Source organism: Ruegeria sp. E8 (genome assembly GCF_056533985.1).
Genome location: NZ_JBQFOY010000045.1, coordinates 1 through 3,994, shown reverse-complemented (window position 1 = coordinate 3,994; position 3,994 = coordinate 1). Strand labels below are relative to the sequence as shown.

Here is a 3,994-nt window from a genome sequence, read left to right as displayed (position 1 = left end):
ATCAACGGTGTCGAATGCCGCATCTCGCGTCTGGGCTATACCGGCGAGGACGGGTATGAGATCTCGATCCCCGAGGACAAGGCGATTGAGGTCAGCAAGGCCTTCCTGGCGCATGAGGATTGCGAACCGGCCGGTCTGGGCGCGCGCGACAGCCTGCGGCTTGAGGCGGGTCTGTGCCTCTATGGCAATGACATCGACCAAAGCACCTCACCGATCGAAGCCAGCCTCGGCTGGGCGATCCAGAAACGCCGCAAGGAAGAGGGCGGTTTCCCGGGCGCCGATCGGGTACAGAAAGAACTGGCCGAAGGTCCCGCCAAAAAGCTGGTCGGCATCAAACCGACAGGCCGTGCACCGGCCCGTCAGGGTGTCGAGATCCAGTGCGCCGAGGGCAACACCATCGGCCAGATCACCTCGGGCGTGTTTGGCCCCACCGTCGGTGGACCGGTGGCGATGGGCTATGTGTCCGCCGGGCATACAGAGCCGGGCGAGACGGTGAACCTGATCATCCGGGGCAAGCCGCAACCGGCTGAGATCGTGGCGCTGCCCTTCGTCAAACAGAATTACAAGCGTTGAAGTCAGGAGAGAGAGACATGGCAACCTATTATTCCGAAGAGCATGAATGGCTGACCGTTGAGGGCGACACTGCCACGCTGGGCATCACCGCACACGCGGCTGAACAGCTGGGCGACGTGGTGTTCGTGGAACAGCAGGAAGCAGGCGATGAGTTTGAAAAAGGCGGCGAGATCGGCGTGATCGAATCCGTCAAGGCCGCCTCCGAGCTCTATGCTCCGGTCGACGGTGAGATCACCGAAGTGAACGAGACGCTGGCCGACAATCCCGGCGCGCTGAACGAAGACCCTGAGGGCGAGGCCTGGATCTACAAGATCAAGATCACCGACGCGTCGCAGCTCGAAGATCTGATGGACGAGGCCGGCTACAAGGCCTTCATCGGGTAAACCCACGGCGGGTCCTTGCACGGATCCGCCCTTCATCTTTCACTCGGAGCCGCTGATTTTGGGCTCCGCCCGTTCGGGCCTGAAACTGTCCCCCGGACAGTTTCCAAGACGGCCCTTACTCCCCGCCGGAGGCTTCTGCCGCCTCCGCCGGGCCTGACCTATCCGTGAGGAGCGCACCACATGGCCTTCAAACTGACCGATTACGAAGCCTATGACTTCGCCAACCGCCGCCATATCGGGCCCAGCCCGACCGAGATGCGCGACATGCTCAAGGTGATCGGCTTCAAGACGCTGGACCAGCTGATCGACGCCACCGTCCCGCCAGCGATCCGGCAGAAGGACCCGCTGGACTGGGGTCCGGCAATGACCGAGCGCGATGCTCTGTTCCACATGAAAGAGGTGGCGAGCAAGAACAAGGTCCTGACCTCGCTGATCGGTCAGGGCTATTATGGCACCACCACGCCGGCGCCGATCCTGCGCAACATCCTGGAAAACCCGGCATGGTATACCGCCTATACGCCCTATCAGCCCGAGATCAGCCAGGGCCGTCTTGAGGCGCTGTTGAACTTCCAGACCATGGTCAGCGACCTGACCGGGCTGGACGTGGCCAACGCCTCGCTGCTGGACGAAGCCACTGCAGCGGCCGAGGCCATGGCGATGGCCAAGCGTGGCGGTCGCTCCAAGGCCAACAACGCGGCCTTCTTTGTCGACAAGAACTGCCACCCGCAGACCATCGCGGTCATCAAAACGCGCGCCGAGCCCTTGGGCATCGACGTGCAGGTCGCTGATCCGGATCAACTGGACGCGGGCGCGGTCTTTGGCGCGATCTTCCAGTATCCCGGCACCCATGGCCATGTGCGCGACTTCACCAACGAGATTGCGGCGCTGCATGAACACAAAGCCATTGCCATCGTCGCCGCCGACATCCTGTCGCTGGCGCTGCTGAAATCCCCCGGCGAGATGGGCGCGGATATCGCCATCGGCTCGACCCAGCGCTTTGGCGTGCCGATGGGCTATGGCGGGCCGCACGCCGCCTATATGGCGACCACCGACAAGCTGAAGCGCGCGATGCCCGGCCGGATCATCGGCGTCAGCATCGACAGCCGCGGCAACAAGGCCTACCGCCTGGCGCTGCAGACGCGTGAGCAGCATATCCGCCGCGAGAAAGCCAATTCGAACGTCTGCACCGCGCAGGCGCTGCTGGCGGTGATTGCCTCGATGTATGCGGTCTATCACGGCCCCGACGGCATCAAGGCCATCGCGCAATCGGTGCACCGCAAGACCTCGCGCATGGCGGCCGGTCTGGAAGAGGCGGGCTTCTCGGTGGAACCCGAGGTGTTCTTCGACACCATCACGGTTGAGGTCGGCCACCTGCAGAATGTGGTCATGGAGGCCGCCGTGGCGCGCGGTGTGAACCTGCGCAAGGTCGGCGACACCAAGGTTGGCATCAGCCTGGACGAACAGACCCGCCCCGAGACCATCGAGGCCGTCTGGGGCGCCTTCGGCATCGACAAGACAGACGACAGCTCGAACAAGGTCTATCGCCTGCCAGATTACGCGCTGCGCGAAAGCGCCTATCTGACCCACCCGATCTTCCATCAGAACCGGGCCGAGGCCGAGATCACCCGCTATATGCGCCGTCTGGCCGACCGCGACCTGGCGCTGGACCGGGCGATGATCCCGCTGGGCTCGTGTACCATGAAGCTGAACGCCACGATCGAGATGATCCCGGTCACCTGGCCCGAGTTCGGCAATCTGCACCCGTTCTGCCCCGAAGATCAGGCGCAGGGCTATCACGAGATGATCGCGGATCTGAACGACAAGCTGTGCCAGATCACCGGCTATGACGCGATCTCCCAGCAGCCCAACTCGGGCGCGCAGGGTGAATACGCAGGCCTGCTGACGATCCGCAACTATCACTTCGCCCGGGGTGAAGGGCACCGCAATGTCTGCCTGATCCCGACCTCGGCCCATGGCACCAACCCGGCCTCGGCGCAGATGGTGGGCTGGCAGGTTGTGCCGGTGCAGGCGGATGACAAGGGCAACATTGATCTGAATGACTTCCGCGCCAAGGCGGAGAAGCATTCGGATCATCTGGCCGCCTGCATGATCACCTACCCGTCCACCCATGGCGTGTTCGAGACCACCGTGCAGGAGGTTTGCCAGATCACCCATGATCACGGCGGTCAGGTCTATATCGACGGCGCCAACATGAACGCCATGGTCGGTCTGTCGCGTCCGGGTGACATTGGCGGCGACGTCAGCCACCTGAACCTGCACAAGACCTTCTGCATCCCCCATGGCGGCGGCGGCCCCGGCATGGGCCCGATCGGCGTCAAGGCGCATCTGACCGAGCATCTGCCCGGCCACCCGGAATACGGCACCGCCGTGGGCCCGGTCTCGGCAGCGCCCTTCGGCTCGCCATCGATCCTGCCGGTCTCGTGGGCCTATGTGCTGCTGATGGGCGGCGCGGGTCTGACGCAGGCCACGAAAGTGGCGATCCTGAACGCCAACTATATCGCGGCGCGTCTGCAGGACGCCTATCCGATCCTCTACACCTCGGAAACGGGCCGTGTGGCGCATGAATGCATCCTCGACACAAGACCCCTGGACGAGGCGGCCCATGTCAGCGTCGACGACATCGCCAAGCGTCTGGTCGATTCAGGCTTCCACGCACCAACCATGTCCTGGCCGGTGGCGGGTACGCTGATGGTGGAACCCACGGAATCGGAACCCATGGCCGAGCTCGACCGCTTCTGCGACGCCATGCTCTCGATCCGCTCGGAAGCGCAGGACATCATCGACGGCAGGATCGACGCGGAGAACAACCCGCTGAAAAACGCCCCCCACACGGTGCGCGATCTGGTCGGCGAGTGGAACCGCCCCTACACCCGCGAGCAAGCCTGCTTCCCGCCAGGCTCCATGGGCGTCGACAAATACTGGTCCCCCGTCAACCGCGTCGACAACGCTTACGGAGACCGAAACCTAATCTGCACATGCCCACCAATGTCAGACTACGAAGAAGCCGCTGAGTAGAG

3 protein-coding genes are annotated in these 3,994 nt (G+C 63.6%); all 3 read left to right on the top strand.

All coding sequences use genetic code 11. The annotated features are described in order from the left end of the window. On the top strand, positions 1-573 hold a 573-nt coding region (locus ACR0LF_RS23495; protein WP_480583956.1), incomplete at its 5' end, for a glycine cleavage T C-terminal barrel domain-containing protein. Positions 574-590: 17 nt separating this feature from the next. Continuing rightward, entirely contained in the window at positions 591-956 is a 366-nt protein-coding gene (gene gcvH, locus ACR0LF_RS23490; RefSeq protein WP_480583959.1) for a glycine cleavage system protein GcvH, read from the top strand. A 180-nt stretch (positions 957-1,136) separates the two neighbouring features. After that, the gene (gcvP, locus tag ACR0LF_RS23485) at positions 1,137-3,992 is read left to right on the top strand and encodes an aminomethyl-transferring glycine dehydrogenase (RefSeq protein WP_480583962.1); all 2,856 of its coding nucleotides are present in this window, start codon (positions 1,137-1,139) and stop codon (positions 3,990-3,992) included. The last annotated feature ends 2 nt before the right edge of the window (positions 3,993-3,994 follow it).

Coding starts and splice junctions, on each gene's coding strand:
- gcvH (WP_480583959.1), top strand. CDS start 591: ATGGCAACCTATTATTCCGAAGAGCATGAATGGCTGACCGTTGAGGGC.
- gcvP (WP_480583962.1), top strand. CDS start 1,137: ATGGCCTTCAAACTGACCGATTACGAAGCCTATGACTTCGCCAACCGC.